Origin of the sequence: Enterococcus sp. AZ009 (genome assembly GCF_050548785.1) — a bacterium.
Taxonomy (GTDB): Bacteria; Bacillota; Bacilli; order Lactobacillales; family Enterococcaceae; genus Enterococcus_D; species Enterococcus_D entomosocium.
Genome location: NZ_CP172960.1, coordinates 2,706,137 through 2,722,539, shown reverse-complemented (window position 1 = coordinate 2,722,539; position 16,403 = coordinate 2,706,137). Strand labels below are relative to the sequence as shown.

Genomic DNA, 16,403 nt, shown 5'->3' with positions numbered 1-16,403 from the left:
AGTACTGGTAAACGTTAATATAACAAGGTTTGAAATTTTTTTTTGCAAATTGAGTGCAAATCTTTTGTCTAAAACGGGGATTAAGCGTAACATAATATGTGTAATAACTACTTAAAAGAAAGAAGGAGAAAAATATGCATTGGTTATGGGTATTAATCGTAGGAGCTATTATCGGTTTGATCGCCGGAGCTATCACAAATAAAGGTGGATCAATGGGTTGGATCGCCAACATCGTTGCAGGTTTAGTAGGTTCAGCTATTGGACAAGCAATCTTAGGTTCTTGGGGTCCATCACTTGCTGGAATGGCAATCGTCCCATCAATTATTGGTGCGGTTATTGTAGTTGCTGTTGTTTCATTCTTCTTAGGACGTTCAAACGGCTAGTCCATTCAGCAATTGTTTCCATTCATTTATTTCGGGTAGTAATTACCTCGAATAGACAGGCAAATCCAGATTTTTCTGGGTTTGCCTTTTTTGTTTTTAAGGAAGCATAAGCAATCCTTTTGTCATATCGGTAAATTGTCGTTACACTTGAAGTAGGTCAAAAAAAGAAAGGAAGAGGTTCAATGAAAAAGCAATATGAAACAGCGATGATCAATCGAGGCGGACGTGTCGGAGAGGTCGAAGCACCAAATGGCAGTTTTCACCTGAAAATCGACAAACCGGGTCTTCACAGTGAGGGCACAAACCCAGAACAATTATTTGCCGCTGGCTATGCTTCTTGTTTCAACGGTGCCGTACAGCATATGCTGAAAGAGCATAACATCGAATCCGAATCCGAAGTTAAAGCAAGAGTGTCTTTGTATCAGCATGAGGACGGCAGTTACCAAATCGGCGTGATTTTAGAAGTGTCGTTACCAGGCGTTGAAAAAGCCGAGGCAGAGAAAATCGCAGAAGAAGCCCATGATTTTTGTCCGTATTCTCGGGCAACTCGTGGCAACATTGATGTCGAAGTACAAGTAGTCTAAGCGTTATTGCAGCTAGACAAACAATAAGCGGCTGATGAATCAGCCGACAAGAGGGAATTCATCAAGGAGGCCAATCAATGAGACAAACAGAGATCTTGCTGCTTTTGGGCGTGTTTGTGGTTGGCCTTTTTGTGGTGTACTGGCTGAAAAAGCACCGACATGCGCGCCACAATCAAGCACTGGCAGCTCAGCTGAAGCGTTATCCCAGCGTGCGGAAAGCGTGGCTGGCAGCCGGGGCAAAAAGGGAAGCAGTCCTTTTGGTTCCCGGTTTAAAAAAAGCCACTGCCGCAGTTGCAACGACGGCAACGGCGAAAGCAGAAACGAGGCTGTACAAGCATGCGGATCAGTGTCAGGCAATGACTCCACAAGGGTTGGCCGTTTCGGAGGACTATTTGTTCCTCTCTGCGTACTGTTCGCAGCAGGAACATCACTCACAGCTTTATATAATAGAAAGAACGAGCGGACGGCATCTGAAAACGGTGGTTCTGCCAAAACGCCCCCATGTCGGCGGATTAGTCTTTGATCGAGCAACGCAAGTGCTGTGGCTAACCATCACTGGGAAAGGAATGGGACGAGTGGCGTGTGTTTCTTTGCAGACACTGCTGGAAGATGATTCCTTGGCAACCAGTCAGCCGATCGCTTATCAGCAAGTCATCGAATTGGCAGGCATCACTCACAGCTCCTATTTGGCAGCCGATAGCGGTGAACTTGTCTCAGGGACCTTTGCCTTGAAAAACGGTGGCGTGGTGGCGAATTATCCGCTGCCTGTTCTTTCAGACAGCGGTCGCAATGCATCTCCTCGCATCAAGCCGCGTAAGAGAAGGGTCACCACCACGAAAGTCCAAAGTGTCGCCTTTACCACTGAATACTTGTTGCTGGCACGTTCCTTTGGACCAGGGTCGGCTGAGTTATGGGTCTTTTCAAAGGATGCAACGGTGCTGACCCGCAAACATGCGTTGCGGCGCATCAAGTTTCCCCATTACCTTGAACAGATCGTGGTAGAAAAAGGGCAGCTGTACTGCTTGTTTGAAAGTGGGGCATGGGCGTATCGGCAAAAAGGCGGCAGCATCGATGAAGTCGTGGTATTGGACCTTGCGACCTTACTTCAGTAAAATCACTGCTTAAAAAGAAAAAAGACCAGCCTCTTAAGAAGCTGGTCGTAAGTGCAGTAATTATTCCACGATTGCTCGTTGGATATCTAAGACGGTGCCGGTATGAGCATCTGCCAAAAATTCATAGGTGACAAGCTGTCCGTCTTCGGTGCGGGTGATGCCGCCAGTATATCCTTGGGAAGTGATCGCAAATTTGCGCAAAGGTTGTTTTTCGAAATTGATCCAAGAACCTTCGATCGGTCCTTCTTTGATAAACGCCGCTTTTATATTGTCTAAGACATCATCGGCATTCATGGCTTGCCTTTTCTTCAACCAGATCGTTGAAAAAATCCCTCCTGCAAAGCCAAGACCTAAACCGATGGTCAGTCCATTTTTAAAATAATGCAATGGATGCTCATTCTCCATCTAATGTCCCTCCTAAAGTAAGTTTTCCCGAATGTTGTGAACTCGGTGAAAGCACAGGTTCTCTTAACAATAGTTTACCATAGTTTAGAAATATTCTATAAGAAAAATAACCAACAATAGAAATTTGCGCTATAATAAAGAATATCAGTAGGAATAAGGAGGAAGAGAGCACATCCGTTGTTTCGCCCAAAAATTGCTGGAAAACACAGCCACAGCAAGCCTTGCTTTTTCAAAAAAAGCAGCTTTGTTTCTTTGGGGCAGCAAACAACCGATACGTGTTTCTCGAATGATCATGGAAGAAAAAACATTTCAACGCATCAAAGAACTAACGGAGTTACAAGGAACCAGCGGGTTTGAACACGACGTGCGAGCGTATATGCGTGAAGCGATGACTCCATTGGTGGATGAAATCCAACAAGATGGCTTAGGCGGCATCTTCGGTTTGCGTCACCACCAAGAAGCAGATGCACCACGAGTGATGTTAGCTGCTCACATGGACGAAGTTGGTTTCTTATTGACGACGATCTCCGATCGCGGCTTATTCAAAGTCACTCCTTTAGGTGGATGGAACCCTTATGTGGTATCTGCTCAACGGTTTACATTGAAAACAGCGAAGGGCGATTACCCATGCGTTTCTTCTTCAGTACCGCCACATTTGTTGCGAGGAAGCAGCGGTCAAAAAAATGTCGAAGTGACAGATATTTTGTTTGATGCGGGGTTTGAATCAAAAGAAGAAGCAGAAAGCTTTGGCGTACGTCCTGGCGATACGATCGTCCCACAAGTGGAAACCATCAAAACAGCCAATGGGAAAAACATCATCTCGAAAGCTTGGGACAACCGTTACGGCTGTGCGGTCGTATTAGAAGCACTTGAAGCCTTGAAAGAGGAAACATTAGGCCATACGTTGATTGCTGGTGCCAACGTTCAGGAAGAAGTCGGCTTACGGGGTTCTCGTCCGTCTGTGACAAAATTCAAACCAGACTTGTTCTTTGCGGTCGATTGCTCGCCAGCGGATGACACAGTCACGAAAAATGGCACCTTTGGTCATCTAGGAGCCGGGACTTTGATGCGAATCTATGATCCAGGCATGATCATGTTGCCACGGATGAAAGAATTCTTGTTGGATACAGCAGAAAGCAACAACATTCCTTATCAATACTTTGTTTCAAAAGGTGGTACCGACGCTGGTGCGGCACACATGGCAAATGAAGGGATCCCAAGTTCAGTTATCGGTGTTCCTGGACGGTACATCCATACCCACCAAACCCTATTCAGTATCGCTGATTATGAAGCGGCACGGGAAATGGTGATTCAAGTCTTGAAAGGTTTGGATCGTTCAACCGTTGATACGATTTTGGCAGGACAATAAGCGAGAACGAACGAAAGCAAAGAGACAGCCACCCGTTGTCTCTTTTTTTTCTGCAGGGCTTTGCAAGATCAGCATGTCAGTTGGTAGTCCCTGAAAGAAAGGTGTATACTTAAAGAAAAGAAAGTGGTGAGTATTTGATTATTCCAAAAGATTTAGCAGAGTTAGCAACATATGTGGAGAAAGGCAAAAATGTCTTCTTTTTCACCGCCGATTGGTGTGGCGATTGCCGCTACATCAAACCGCAATTGCCTGAGATCGAAGCGGACTTTCCAGATCTTCAATTTGTCGAAGTCGACCGTGATGAATACATGGATGTAGCGGTTGAATGGAACATTTTTGGTATTCCTAGCCTCGTCGTTATCGAAGACGGCAAGGAGCTGGGACGGTTAGTTAACAAGGATCGCAAAACCAAAGAAGAGATCGAAGCCTTTTTAACCAGCGTACAATCAGCATAGGAGGGGAAAAAGATGGAAGCACAAAGATATCAAAATATTTTAGTAGGGATCGACGGTTCAGATCAAGCGATGTCAGCCTTCAAAAAAGCAGTGGAAGTCGCTCGTCGAAACCAAGGGAAGGTTTATGCCGCAACGATCATCGATCAGCAAGTGCCGACAATGATGGGTTATGCACCTTTGGATAGTTCCATCTTAGAACAAGAAAAAGACACGGCGAAAAATCTGATCGACGACTGCAAAGCCTACGCAAAATCAGTGGATTTTGATCTAGTAGAAGGCATCGTCGCTTACGGCTCCATCAAAGACGCCCTTGCCACCCAATTACCGGATCAATACGACATCGATTTGATCATGGTGGGGCAATCCGGGCTGAACGCCGTGGAACGCTTCATGATGGGGAGTGTCGCCAGCTTCGTTATCCGTGAAGCCCGGTGCGACGTGCTGATCGTATCACCTGAAGAAAACAAAGCGTAAGGTCATTTTGGAAAAAATAAGCTTGTCGTTGCCGTGTTCTTTTCCATAGTTTGCATGGTAGTAACAAGTGACAAAAGGAAGTTCCTGAGAACCAGCGGTTTTGCTCGCTAGTGAAGCATTGTCTTTAGCAAATGAGCAGTAGCTGGTTTTCAGGCTTTTTTGTCTTTGAAAATAACTAGAATTTCAAGGAAAACAAAGAAATTCCATGACGGATGCCGAAAAATTTGATAAGATTATGGGCGGAATGTGTAAGTACCTAAGGAGGAGAAAACGTGATTTTTGCTTATAACAAAGAATATGTCAGTGATACACTGCTTGCGATCACAGCAGATGATAAAGGATTAGAACAAACCGTCGAACGCAAAGGCAATGTTGCCCAAATCAAAAATGAAGAAGGCACGATCGTTGGCTGGAACTTTTTTGCGATCTCAGAAGTGATGACGATCGAAGACCGTGGTCAAGTGACGTTGACGAAAGAACAAATCCAACAATTGAACACCATGATCAAAGAAGCAGGATTCAGCGAAGAACTGCCTGCAGATACGGAACCAAAAATCGTCGTTGGCTATGTGAAATCTTGTGTAGAACATCCAGACAGCGACCATCTTTCTATCACGGAAACAGAAGTTGGAGATGGGAAAGTCTTGCAAATCGTCTGTGGCGCTGCCAATATTCGTAAAGGATTGAAAGTCGTTGTCGCAAAACCTGGCGCAATGATGCCGGATGGCTTGATGATTTGGCCGGGGACACTTCGTGGCGTAGAAAGCTTCGGAATGATCTGTTCTGCTAAAGAACTACATTTAGAAGGTGCCCCAATGAAAAAAGGCATCCTTGAGCTGCCTCAAGATGCCGTTGTAGGTGAAGCTTTTCCAGTCGGTAAAGCCTAAAAAATGAACTGCCGCTTCCTGTTTTTGCGGCAGTTCATTTTTTGATTGTTTCGATTGGTTTTGGTAATTAGTTGCTGCTGTCTGTTGATTGTTCGTTGATCGATGTATCAACGGAAAGTTTTACTTCTGCTGTTTTTTCTTCATCGCCACGATAGAAGGTTACAGTGATCGTGTCACCGACTTTGTGTTTGTACAACGCAGATTGCAGATCCGTTGTGGTGCTGACTTCTGTATCATCGATTTTCGTGATAACGTCATATTGTTGCAATCCTGCTTGTTCTGCTGGTGTTGCATTGTTGACTGAGTAGATCACAACGCCTGAAGTTACAGATGAAGGAACTTTCAAGATTTGTTCTTGTTGTTGTGATGTGATTGAACCTAAATCAATCGTTTGGATCCCTAGTGCAGGGCGAACCACTTTGCCGTCTGCTTCTAGTTGATTGATGATTTCAACGACATCGTTACTTGGGATCGCAAAGCCCATCCCTTCGACACTAACGCCTGAAGCAGAGCCCGAGGTGCTGGCGATTTTACTTGAGTTGATCCCAATCACTTGACCATCAACGTTGATCAGTGGACCACCTGAGTTCCCTGGGTTGATTGCAGCATCCGTTTGGATCGCATTGATACTGATCGTACCACCAGATTCGTTTTGGCTTGTTACTTGACGATTCAAGGAAGACACGATCCCTTGTGTCACAGAGTTTGCATAGTCAGAGCCTAGAGGAGAACCGATCGCGATTGCTGGTTCGCCGACTTTCAAGGCACTTGAATCGCCAAATGTTGCGGCAGTTGTAACTTTTTCAGAAGAGATTTTTAAGACGGCTAAGTCTGTGTAAGAATCGGTACCTACCAATTCAGCTTTGACTTTTGTACCATCTGCTAAGACAACTTCCAAACCATCTTGACCTTCAACTACGTGGTTGTTGGTTACGACATAGGCATCGTCGCCATCGATTTTGTAGATGACACCACTCCCTTCAGAAGAAGCTTCTAAGGCGCTGTCGTCTTCGCTTTGGCTATCGCCTTCACTTTGTCCACCTTGCTGACCAAAGAGGCTGTTCCAGTCGTTGCTTTGACTTTGTTGTAGATTAATGATGGAAACCACCGAATCTTGTACTTTTTCAACTGCCTCAGTGACATCGCTAGTCACATCAAGTTTTACATTGGATACTTGGGTTTGTCCGTTAGAATCTTGGACCCCGCTGTTGGTCGTGGTTTCTGGTGTTGAAGTCAAGGATGAACCCATTGCCAGATACAGACCGCCGAAGGTCAATAATCCGCCGACCATACCGCCTAAAATCCCAATACCTAATCGTTTTAATAAACCAGGAGAAGTTTTCTTACCTGGTGTGACATATTTTCTTGCCATTACTATTTCCCCCTTAATGAATAATTCGTTATAATCAGTATATTCCTTCTATCTGAGATTAGTCTACTAAGAGATTTTGAAAAAAATATGAAGAAGTTGCGTAAGAATCTGTTTCAAACGATGAAATTTTCTTCGTAAGACCCGTTCATTTTTGAATAAAAATAGCAGAGAAATCTGGGGAGAAGTAAAGGTCTTTTTATCCACAGTGTGTGGACAATCTTGATGGGGTTGGTTGGGTGGATGAAGAAATCGTTGAAGTGTCGCAGTTTTATAGATAAGATAGAAGGATTTCAAAGAAAGTCAAAGTGTGTAAAAGGTTGTGGATAGCAATGTCCACATTTTCATAAAATAAGGGGATAACGAGGAGAAATCTATGAAAATCAAAATCATCACGGTAGGAAAACTAAAAGAAAAGTACCTCGTTCAAGGAATCAACGAGTACGCCAAACGATTGGGGGCATACGCAAAGCTTGAGTTTATCGAAGTACCAGATGAAAAAGCACCAGAAACCTTGAGTGAAGCCCAAATGCTGCAAATCAAAGAAAAAGAAGGCCAGCGCATTTTAGCCAAAATCAAAGACACCGAATATGTCTTTGCCTTAGCAATCGAAGGCACCAATCCCACCAGCGAAGCCTTCGCCAAACAAATCGATCAACTCGGCATCCAAGGAAAAAGCCAACTGACCTTCGTCATCGGCGGCTCCCTAGGCTTAAGCCAAGAAGTCATGAGCCGCAGTGATGCCAAAATCTCCTTTGGCAAAATGACCTATCCGCATCAACTCATGAAGTTGATCTTATTGGAGCAAATCTATCGCGCGTATCGAATCAATACGGGAGCGCCGTATCATAAGTAAATATCTTAAGCAGTATAATAGAAAAAATTATCCACCGGTACTACCGGTAAAAAGGAGCAACAACCATGCGAAATATCAAACTAACGATTGAATACGACGGCAAGCGCTACTTAGGGTGGCAACGACTAGGAGATTCTGAAAAAACGATCCAAGAAAAAGTTGAAGGGGTCATCAAATTATTGACGGGAGAAGAAATTGAGATCGTGGGTTCTGGTAGAACCGATGCGGGCACGCATGCTCGAGGACAAGTGGCAAATTTCAAGACGACCCATCAAATGAGTTTGCCAGAGATGCAGCAGTTCTTTAACCGCTATTTGCCGCAAGACATCGTTGTCAACAAGATTGAAGAAGTGCCTGAACGATTCCATGCACGCTATCACGCCAAAGGCAAGCAATACAGCTATTATGTTTGGAACAACGCGATCCCATCGGTCTTTGCTCGCAATACCAGTTTTCATTGCCCGCAGCCCCTTGATTTGGAAAAAATGCAGCAAGCAGCTGAGAAGTTGATCGGCACCCATGATTTTATTGGCTTTTCTGCGTTGAAAAAATCAAAAAAATCAACGGTGCGGACGATCGATGAAATCACCATCACACCAGAAGGCGACCTACTGCGGTTTACCTTCAAAGGCAACGGTTTTTTGCATAAAATGGTCCGAATCTTGACAGGCACACTGATTGCCATTGGCGATGGCACACTGCCGCCAGAAGTGATCGATCAAGTGTTAGCCGATAAAGTACGACAAGCAGCTGGTGAAACAGTGCCTTCTCATGGCTTATTTCTAGATGAGGTGTATTATTAAAAGAAACATGGTAATGGCTATTTAAGGAAAGGAGATCATCTATTGATCACATTAAAATCCCCACGAGAAATCGAACAAATGAAAACTTCCGGTCGTATCTTGGCAAGTATTCACGAGCAACTACGGGAAAAAATCGTTCCCGGTATCACCACGAACCAAATCAACGCCTTTGTCCATCAACAGATAGAAGCTGCAGGGGCAACAGCCGCGCAAATTGGGTTTGAAGGCTATGAATTTGCGACGTGTATCAGTGTCAATGAAGAGATTTGTCATGGTTTCCCTTCAGAATATGTTTTAAAATCAGGCGATGTCGTCAAAGTCGATTTTTGTGTCGATTACAAAGGAGCAATCTCTGACAGCTGTTGGACATATGCTGTAGGAGAGATTTCGCCAGAACATCAAGCGCTGATGGAAGTAACGAAAGAAGCCTTAATGAAAGGCATCGAGCAAGCACAAGTCGGCAACCGCGTCGGCGATATTGGCTATGCGATCCAAAGCTTTGCTGAAGAAAAAGGGTATGGTGTCGTGCGGGACTTTATTGCTCACGGCATTGGCCCAACCATTCATGAAGAACCCTTCTTTCCTCATTTCGGGTTACCTGGCAAAGGAATTCGTTTGAAAGAGGGCATGACGATCACCATCGAACCGATGATCACGACCGGCACTTGGCGCATGAAGATGGACCCAAACGGCTGGACAGCACGCACGATTGACGGCAGTTATTGTGCCCAATATGAACACTCGATCGCCATCACCAAAGAAGGTCCAGTCATCACGACGTTGCAAAAGGAAGAAACGTCATCATCACTTAATGTCTTTGAAAAATAACTGTGCGGAACTTCTGTATCATGTAGATTTTCCACATCTCTTAAAAGGGCGTACCTAACTGATGGTACGCCCTTTCGATCTGTGCTTTTTTCAAAAAGATCGTAAAAGAACTCAGTAATCAACGAGTGCTTGTCTATTCATATTGGTATTTTTGATGGAGTCGTTCATATAGTATATCGTGTCCTTAGTTGTTTTGGGGTGATTTAAACAAACTAGAGAATGATCTTTTTTCTACTTAAAATGAAAATGAGATTGGAGAGTCAATTCTGATTCATCAGTCCCATAAATTATAGCGCCTTTTTTATAGATTAAGAAAAGAGGGGCAGAAACTTAAAATTTTGATCTCTATTTTATTAATATTTTCATAGATCATTAGTACTAGCGATCTATGAAAATATATTAACTTAAGTTTACAAATAATAATACTTTATATGTCAAATTTCAATAAAGCATAAAAAGACTAGCCATATAGAGCTAGTCTTTTTATATCTTATTTCTTGTAACCTTTTCTACTTTTAAATGATAAACCTAACAGACTTAGACTAGCCAAAACAAAACCAATGATTCGTAAACTTTCTTGAAAAGTAAAAGAGTCGGCGTCTCCTGTTTTAGGCATCATTGCTAGGCTTGAAGATTTTAAGAGTGTGGATTTCACGTCATGCCTTGAAGACCTAGTAGGCAGGGGAATCGTCTCTCTATTTACCTGATTTTCTTTTTTTGTTAAAGATTGCGCTGTTTGTTTACTTTCAGATTTCATGAGCGCTGTTTTGAATTGGATTGTTTTAATTGTTTGCTTTTCTTCAGAAGTCTTAGGGACAGGTCGGCTTGTTTTCTGTTCACTTAGTTGTTCCAATTTCATAATTACTGGTTTTTCAATAATTGGTACTCTACTAGCTTGAATAAACTGTTTATGATCAAAAGGGTTTAAATTTTTAGGGATATCTCCATCGATAAGTGATGGCTGTTTTTCGACTAGCACATTAGTTGCAGGAGTAATCTTTTCTGTATTTGTAGAGAATGTATTATCAATTATAGTAGTCGCAAAAGTATTGATTTCTTGCATAGAAAAATTAAAAGTATTCATTTGTGGAAATTTTTTAATAGGAACATTTATTGTCATTTCTGCTGGTTGGCTAGGTATCATACTAGGTACTTCTTTTAGCTGTTTATTTATTGGATCCTCGTATTTTTTATTCGGTACTTTTTGCTCAGAGACAGGTTTAACTGGTGCGATATACTCGGCTTTTGTAGGAACAGCAGGAGTAGCAGGAACCAATTGAACCGGTGTATTCGGCTGCAAATCAGGGACGTTTATCACAGGAGTTGCAGGTACAAAGGGCGTATTTGGTACTTTTTGCTCAGAGACAGGTTTAACTGGTGCGATATACTCGGCTTTTGTAGGAACAGCAGGAGTAGCAGGAACCAATTGAACCGATGCATTCGGCTGCAAATCAGGGACGTTTATCACAGGAGTTGCAGGTACAAAGGGCGTATTTGGTACTTTTTGCTCAGAGACAGGTTTAACTGGTGCGATATACTCGGCTTTTGTAGGAACAGCAGGAGTAGCAGGAACCAATTGAACCGATGCATTCGGCTGCAAATCAGGGACGTTTATCACAGGAGTTGCAGGTACAAAGGGCGTATTTGGTACTTTTTGCTCAGAGACAGGTTTAACTGGTGCGATATACTCGGCTTTTGTAGGAACAGCAGGAGTAGCAGGAACCAATTGAACCGATGCATTCGGCTGCAAATCAGGGACGATTATCACAGGAGTTGCAGGTACAAAGGGCGTATTTGGTACTTTTTGCTCAGAGACAGGTTTAACTGGTGCGATATACTCGGCTTTTGTAGGAACAGCAGGAGTAGCAGGAACCAATTGCACAGGCGTATTCGGCTGCAAATCAGGGACGTTTATCACAGGAGTAGCAGGAACAGCTGGCGTATTCGGTAGTTTTTGCTCAGAGACAGGTTTAACTGGTGCGATATACTCGGCTTTTGTAGGAACAGCAGGAGTAGCAGGAACCAATTGCACAGGCGTGTTCGGCTGCAAATCAGGCACATTTATCACAGGAGTAGCAGGAACAGCTGGCGTATTCGGTACTTTTTGCTCAGAGATAGGTTTAGCCGGTGCGATATACTCGGCTTTTGTAGGTACCGATGGTGCAGATGGGGTTTCTTGCTTAATAATCGGCGGTGTTTGATTAGGTTCAGCAGGCGTTAAAGACTGCTCAGGTTTTTGCTGACCGGGAGTATTCGGTGGTGTAATGATACCGTTATCCCCTGAAGTTTGGTTATACCATACATTATTATCATTAACCCAAGTTTCACCATTTTCACTGGTGGCTTTTTTTTGTGTTTGATCAGTTGTTACATCAACGCCATTGATGGAGTCTGCATTGGCTTGAGCCTCAGTCGCGATTACGGTAGTTATGCTAGCTAATATGATTGATGTGGCAATGATTTGTTTTTTCATGATTAAAATTTCTCCTCAAATTCGATTTGTGATTGGTTTTTCTCGTAGAAATACAAGTATCTTGTCTAAGAACTTAGAATAAGATAGTCAATCCACGGCAAAATAAAAGACAAATCTCCATGAACACCAGTGAAAATGGAAGTAAATACTGAATGGTATTTAAATTCAATGAATTATTTCATGAAAATTTCTTGATTCTGTCTGACAAAACTTATCATATAAGGTTTTGGCTTATTCTACATAGAAGGTCTTAAATTTAGTACCTCAATGATAATTATGGTGAGTGCTATTATATTATTTATTGAAATTCTTGTTCTAAAACAGCCCATTGTTTCTTCTTTTGTTTCTAGTAATCATATTCTTACTTGTATTCAAAGATAATAAGGACAAAATGGTTAATTAATTTTTCTGAATATGTGTGTACATAAAGATGATTAATATCTCTTTTGTAACTCAATTCCATGAATAACAATAAACTTCCAAAGTCATATGTTCTTTTATAAGTCCTAAATTAAAGACTTTTTTTTCTTTGACCAAATTCAAGAGGTAAAATAAATGGAAATTCGCAGACTGCTTTTAAAATGACAAGTAGAAGAGGAAACATTTTGAATAAACGAATAGGTATTGTGCGGATCTCTTAGAATAAATTTGAAAGGAGATAACAAGTGACAATAAAATCAGCTAACGAATATTTCTTATTTTTCGATGATTTTTTCGAAAAATATAACTATCCATTAATTAACGAGTACTATATAACGACAAAAGAAAATTTCATTAAATTGATTCAGAATATTTCTACCAAAAATGCGTTTGCAACCATCAAAGAATTGGTACGAATCGATGCTAAGTTGCAAATTTTATCTAGTTTAATTGATGACAATATTTTCAAATTATCTGAAACTGAAATAATAAGATTGGCAGAAATAGATAGCGGAACTTACTATGAAGAAATATTCAGGATGGATGGAATGACAAATATTAGTAAGATTCACTCACTTATACTTCTATAAAATAAATGACTTCAGGAGACTGTTCAAAGTGAATTTTATTCAGATAATATAAAAATTTAATATGCGATTTAAATATATATTTACAATAAAAAGACAGGACAGAACTTTACTCTCCTGACCTGACATTTTTATTTATGACGGGTTGCTTTTTTATTATTTACCTCAAAGTTTATTATCTATTGAGCATAATACTTTGAATAAACCTATTTAATGTTAGGGTTCATGATTTACAGTTTGATATTAGAAGAACTAAACAAATTTATGAATTACCTTGATTCACTTTTTCTGTTTGATTCTTATTGGCGTCATCGACAGCTTTTGCTGCATCATCGCTACCTTTTAATGCTTCTACACTATCTTTATTACTGTCAGGAAGCACATTGTGCTCAGACAGGATACTATCAACTGCAGTTTTAAGGGCGCCTAGTTGTTCATCTTTTGCAGCTGCTACGGCACTTCCTTTATCTTCAGCAGTTTTTTTATCAAGAGCTGCACTGGCTTGCGCTTCTGTGACAGCGTTATTGGCATTTGTAATTTGTGTTCTTAAATCAGTAATTGTGTTATTTGCCGTTTCGAGATTATTTTCGACAGCTTTCTTCTCATTCTCAGCTTTTATTTTATCAGCTTCTGCTTTTGCTTTATCTACTAACGCTGTTGCCAAGTCTGTCTTAGTGCCGCTTAAAGTTCGGGATAAGGCATGAACACCTTGGTAGATAGCTTCTGTAGTTGCCGTGGAGTCACGATAAAGTGCAGTGCTGGCTGCAAATGTTGTAACACTCCCGAATATTGTACAAAGTAAGCCAGTGGCTATTAAAGATTTTGATAATTGCTTTTTTTTCATGTTCTAAATTCTCCATTTATTTATTTTGTTGCAAAATCTATTTTAGGTTATTTTAGGTTCAAATAACCTAAAAAGACAGATATTTCATACTTCAAAAAAGTAAAATATAGGTACATATAATATAAATAATGATTTATCTATATGATCGTATGTTTCATTTTTAGCAAGCACGATAATGCTGGGAAAATTAGTTGTCCTTGGTATAGTATCAGTCTTTCTCAATCTTCCTGGTATTCAATATGAATATGGTATAATTAAAATACAAAACTTTACAAAATTTTGTATGAAACAGAAAATTAGTATGTATATTTATTTTTCCCGAGAAGGCTACCATGTTTGAATAGTTTTAAAATAATAATCAGATAAAAATAAGGAGGTTGGGTAAATATGAAAAAACAATCAGCTAATTTCTTGTTATTGACTACTATAGGAATTGCTTTGATTTATCAAATTTTATCTTTTATAAATTTTCCCGAGCTACTTCATGTCGTTTTTGGAACGGTTTGGAATTTAGTATTTGCCTTTATTGCCGGGTATTATTTATTAAGAAAGGACTTTCTAAATCAGTTCAAGCACTTCAACTTTAAATCATTCGCCTGGGGATTACCTCTTGTTTTGTTTTCTGGAATGCTTTTTTCATTCCTCTATTCATTAATTTTTGGGCAACCTACGCCGAATGCGATTAATGATACACTTTCAGTAAAAATGATTTTGTTTCAAGTGCCCTTTATGCTGATGGGAGAAGAACTATTAAGTACAAATATCCTAATCGCTCTTCAGAAAAAAGGCCTTTCTTTTTTCTGGTCAACAATTATCTGCAGCATTCTTTTTGCATGCTGGCACATTCCTGCGTATGGATTTCACCCTATACAATTAATATTCACCCTAGCACCGGCTAGGTTAGCACTAAACTATGTATGGAAGAAATCATCTAGTGTTTGGGTGAGTTGGATCTGTCATTTTATCTATGACTCGCTAGGCTTTATTATCTTTTTTCTCAAATAGTGTTTTTTTAATTCCTATATTGATATATAGACGAATAAGAGAATTAGCAAGAACTTGCTAGTTCTCTTTTTTTCTATTTATATAAAGAACCTTATTGTTCAATACATGACTCGTAATAGTTATAAAAAAATTATTGTTTCGAATTTTTCGGTCTCATATTTAATACCTGATGATCCAAAAAAAGAAAGATTACTATAATAAGAAATATAAGAAGTTTTTTAATACAATCTTATGATAGGAGGATAATAAATGTATGGAGAAACGTTAAGGAAAATTCGTCTGAAAAAAGGGTTAACTCAAAAAGAAGTGTATGAAAACATCATATCAAAATCATATGCAGTAGAATTCGAAAAAGGAAAGCATCAAATTTCTACTTATATATTGCTTGAAATTTTACAGAATCTATCTATAGAAATAGACGAATTTTTATTTATTGCTAATAACTATAATATGAACGAAAAAACGTATTATGATTGTACGTACAGTAAGCTAGCCAACAAGCATGATATTGAAGGTCTAGAAGATTTATTAAAAACATTAAAAAGTAGGGAAGGTAGATTAAATGATATTAGAATAGCTGAAGTAAGGTCTCGTCTCCGAATTTTACGAAATTTCAGAGACAATGGTGTTTATGATACAAATGTGATTTTACAAGAAGATAGACAGACTATTTTAACCTACCTAATTGAGAGGGAAAGTTGGACACTTCAAGAAATTAAGCTTTTCGCTAATACGCTAGATTTGTTAGACAATGAATCAATATTTATTCTTTTTAAAAGAGTTTCTCGTGTGCTTGAATATTATGCCGATCTAGAGAAGGGGAAAGAAATATATTGCGCATTGATTATAAATTTATTGGAATATACATTTAAGAAAAAGCAATACGACTATACAGAAGTATTACTTATCCAATTGGATCTTTTATCATCCAACTATAAAGAGTTTTTTTATAGAACCGTTTATAATTTTTTTGAGGGACTCTTGGTAATGAAAAAACTTGATCAAGAAAAGGGAAGAGCTATTGCAGAAAATATGTTAGATATTATGAAAAAATTAAACCAAGAACCACTAGCCAAGTTGTACGCCCTTTTATTGATTTAACGGATTTTTTCATAGATGATAATAAATCCATTACTTGTTAAACTGAACCAATCATTTAAATAAAGTAAAAAGCAGGAGGAATATAAAATGAAACAATTTGGCAGTTCAATTTTCTTTTTTTTATTAGCAGTAGTGCTCTTTATGGTTAGTAACTTGGTAGGGTCGCATCTGGACTCAAGAGGATTTGTTGTAGAGCCAGCATTCTTTTGTATACCACTAGGATATTTATCAATCTTTATTTCAATTTCTATAAGTACTACTAAGCTATTAAGAAATAAATTAAAGACTAAATGATACAGATGAGATGTTTTTCACGATTAGGACTTCTTGTTTTTAATCTAAACGAAAGAAAAAGAGGAGCGAATGAGATGTATCCAAGTCATTCACTCCTCTTTTTCTTTCATCTTATAGGTTAAGTCACTATAATGATCAGAAAACAAATTGTATA

Annotated in this window: 18 protein-coding genes; 14 read left to right on the top strand and 4 right to left on the bottom strand. The window is 39.9% G+C overall.

The genetic code is table 11. The features are described from left to right. Positions 1-134: 134 nt before the first annotated feature. The 3 genes from IGJ74_RS13000 (at position 135) to IGJ74_RS12990 (ending at position 2,079) form a co-directional block, all read left to right on the top strand. Positions 135-383, top strand: coding sequence for a GlsB/YeaQ/YmgE family stress response membrane protein (locus IGJ74_RS13000; RefSeq protein ID WP_005225422.1), 249 nt, complete (start codon positions 135-137; stop codon positions 381-383). Between the two features lie 182 nt (positions 384-565). Next, positions 566-967 carry an Ohr family peroxiredoxin gene (locus IGJ74_RS12995; protein ID WP_005225423.1) on the top strand — a complete coding sequence of 134 codons (402 nt, stop codon included), beginning with the start codon at positions 566-568 and terminating at the stop codon, positions 965-967. 77 nt (positions 968-1,044) lie between these two features. Beyond that, positions 1,045-2,079, top strand: coding sequence for a hypothetical protein (locus tag IGJ74_RS12990; RefSeq protein ID WP_087664988.1), 1,035 nt, complete (start codon positions 1,045-1,047; stop codon positions 2,077-2,079). A gap of 60 nt (positions 2,080-2,139) precedes the next feature. Here IGJ74_RS12990 and IGJ74_RS12985 read toward each other — a convergent pair whose 3' ends face one another. Then, positions 2,140-2,484 carry a peptidase gene (locus IGJ74_RS12985; protein ID WP_005234590.1) on the bottom strand — a complete coding sequence of 115 codons (345 nt, stop codon included), beginning with the start codon at positions 2,482-2,484 and terminating at the stop codon, positions 2,140-2,142. A gap of 292 nt (positions 2,485-2,776) precedes the next feature. Between IGJ74_RS12985 and pepA the strand changes: the two genes are divergently transcribed. The 4 genes from pepA to ytpR all read left to right on the top strand — a co-directional run bounded on the left by pepA (position 2,777) and on the right by ytpR (position 5,669). Beyond that, positions 2,777-3,853: a glutamyl aminopeptidase gene (pepA, locus tag IGJ74_RS12980; RefSeq protein ID WP_087665087.1), complete on the top strand. Its 1,077-nt coding sequence runs from the start codon at positions 2,777-2,779 to the stop codon at positions 3,851-3,853. Between the two features lie 134 nt (positions 3,854-3,987). Continuing rightward, the gene (locus IGJ74_RS12975) at positions 3,988-4,308 is read left to right on the top strand and encodes a thioredoxin family protein (RefSeq protein ID WP_016613643.1); all 321 of its coding nucleotides are present in this window, start codon (positions 3,988-3,990) and stop codon (positions 4,306-4,308) included. A 12-nt stretch (positions 4,309-4,320) separates the two neighbouring features. Beyond that, on the top strand, positions 4,321-4,782 hold the full coding sequence (locus IGJ74_RS12970; protein ID WP_086373191.1) for a universal stress protein: 462 nt from the start codon (positions 4,321-4,323) through the stop codon (positions 4,780-4,782). A 272-nt stretch (positions 4,783-5,054) separates the two neighbouring features. Next, positions 5,055-5,669 carry a YtpR family tRNA-binding protein gene (gene ytpR / locus IGJ74_RS12965; protein WP_087664986.1) on the top strand — a complete coding sequence of 205 codons (615 nt, stop codon included), beginning with the start codon at positions 5,055-5,057 and terminating at the stop codon, positions 5,667-5,669. A gap of 67 nt (positions 5,670-5,736) precedes the next feature. On the opposite strand, the gene IGJ74_RS12960 is transcribed toward ytpR, so the two are convergent. After that, a complete protein-coding gene (locus IGJ74_RS12960; RefSeq protein ID WP_008379110.1) occupies positions 5,737-7,041 on the bottom strand; it encodes a S1C family serine protease in 1,305 nt (434 codons plus the stop codon). 373 nt (positions 7,042-7,414) lie between these two features. Here IGJ74_RS12960 and rlmH point away from each other — a divergent pair, with 373 nt between their 5' ends. The 3 genes from rlmH (at position 7,415) to map (ending at position 9,525) form a co-directional block, all read left to right on the top strand. Next, on the top strand, positions 7,415-7,894 hold the full coding sequence (gene rlmH, locus IGJ74_RS12955; RefSeq protein WP_087664985.1) for a 23S rRNA (pseudouridine(1915)-N(3))-methyltransferase RlmH: 480 nt from the start codon (positions 7,415-7,417) through the stop codon (positions 7,892-7,894). 65 nt (positions 7,895-7,959) lie between these two features. Next, on the top strand, positions 7,960-8,697 hold the full coding sequence (truA, locus tag IGJ74_RS12950) for a tRNA pseudouridine(38-40) synthase TruA (RefSeq protein WP_005225435.1): 738 nt from the start codon (positions 7,960-7,962) through the stop codon (positions 8,695-8,697). Positions 8,698-8,739: 42 nt separating this feature from the next. Continuing rightward, positions 8,740-9,525, top strand: a complete 786-nt coding sequence (gene map / locus IGJ74_RS12945; protein ID WP_087664984.1) for a type I methionyl aminopeptidase — start codon at positions 8,740-8,742, stop codon at positions 9,523-9,525. A 490-nt stretch (positions 9,526-10,015) separates the two neighbouring features. On the opposite strand, the gene IGJ74_RS12940 is transcribed toward map, so the two are convergent. Beyond that, positions 10,016-11,998 carry a hypothetical protein gene (locus IGJ74_RS12940; protein WP_430608487.1) on the bottom strand — a complete coding sequence of 661 codons (1,983 nt, stop codon included), beginning with the start codon at positions 11,996-11,998 and terminating at the stop codon, positions 10,016-10,018. Between the two features lie 665 nt (positions 11,999-12,663). On the opposite strand from IGJ74_RS12940, the gene IGJ74_RS12935 reads away from it, so the two are divergent. Next, entirely contained in the window at positions 12,664-13,008 is a 345-nt protein-coding gene (locus IGJ74_RS12935) for a DUF7006 family protein (RefSeq protein ID WP_005234616.1), read from the top strand. A gap of 259 nt (positions 13,009-13,267) precedes the next feature. On the opposite strand, the gene IGJ74_RS12930 is transcribed toward IGJ74_RS12935, so the two are convergent. After that, a complete protein-coding gene (locus tag IGJ74_RS12930) occupies positions 13,268-13,849 on the bottom strand; it encodes a hypothetical protein (RefSeq protein ID WP_207463048.1) in 582 nt (193 codons plus the stop codon). Between the two features lie 387 nt (positions 13,850-14,236). Between IGJ74_RS12930 and IGJ74_RS12925 the strand changes: the two genes are divergently transcribed. From IGJ74_RS12925 to IGJ74_RS12915, 3 genes are all read left to right on the top strand, one after another. Further along, positions 14,237-14,854, top strand: coding sequence for a CPBP family intramembrane glutamic endopeptidase (locus IGJ74_RS12925; protein WP_194188426.1), 618 nt, complete (start codon positions 14,237-14,239; stop codon positions 14,852-14,854). 249 nt (positions 14,855-15,103) lie between these two features. Next, positions 15,104-15,955 carry a helix-turn-helix domain-containing protein gene (locus IGJ74_RS12920; RefSeq protein WP_194188425.1) on the top strand — a complete coding sequence of 284 codons (852 nt, stop codon included), beginning with the start codon at positions 15,104-15,106 and terminating at the stop codon, positions 15,953-15,955. 87 nt (positions 15,956-16,042) lie between these two features. Next, positions 16,043-16,249 carry a DUF3955 domain-containing protein gene (locus IGJ74_RS12915; protein WP_218193631.1) on the top strand — a complete coding sequence of 69 codons (207 nt, stop codon included), beginning with the start codon at positions 16,043-16,045 and terminating at the stop codon, positions 16,247-16,249. Positions 16,250-16,403 lie beyond the last annotated feature (154 nt).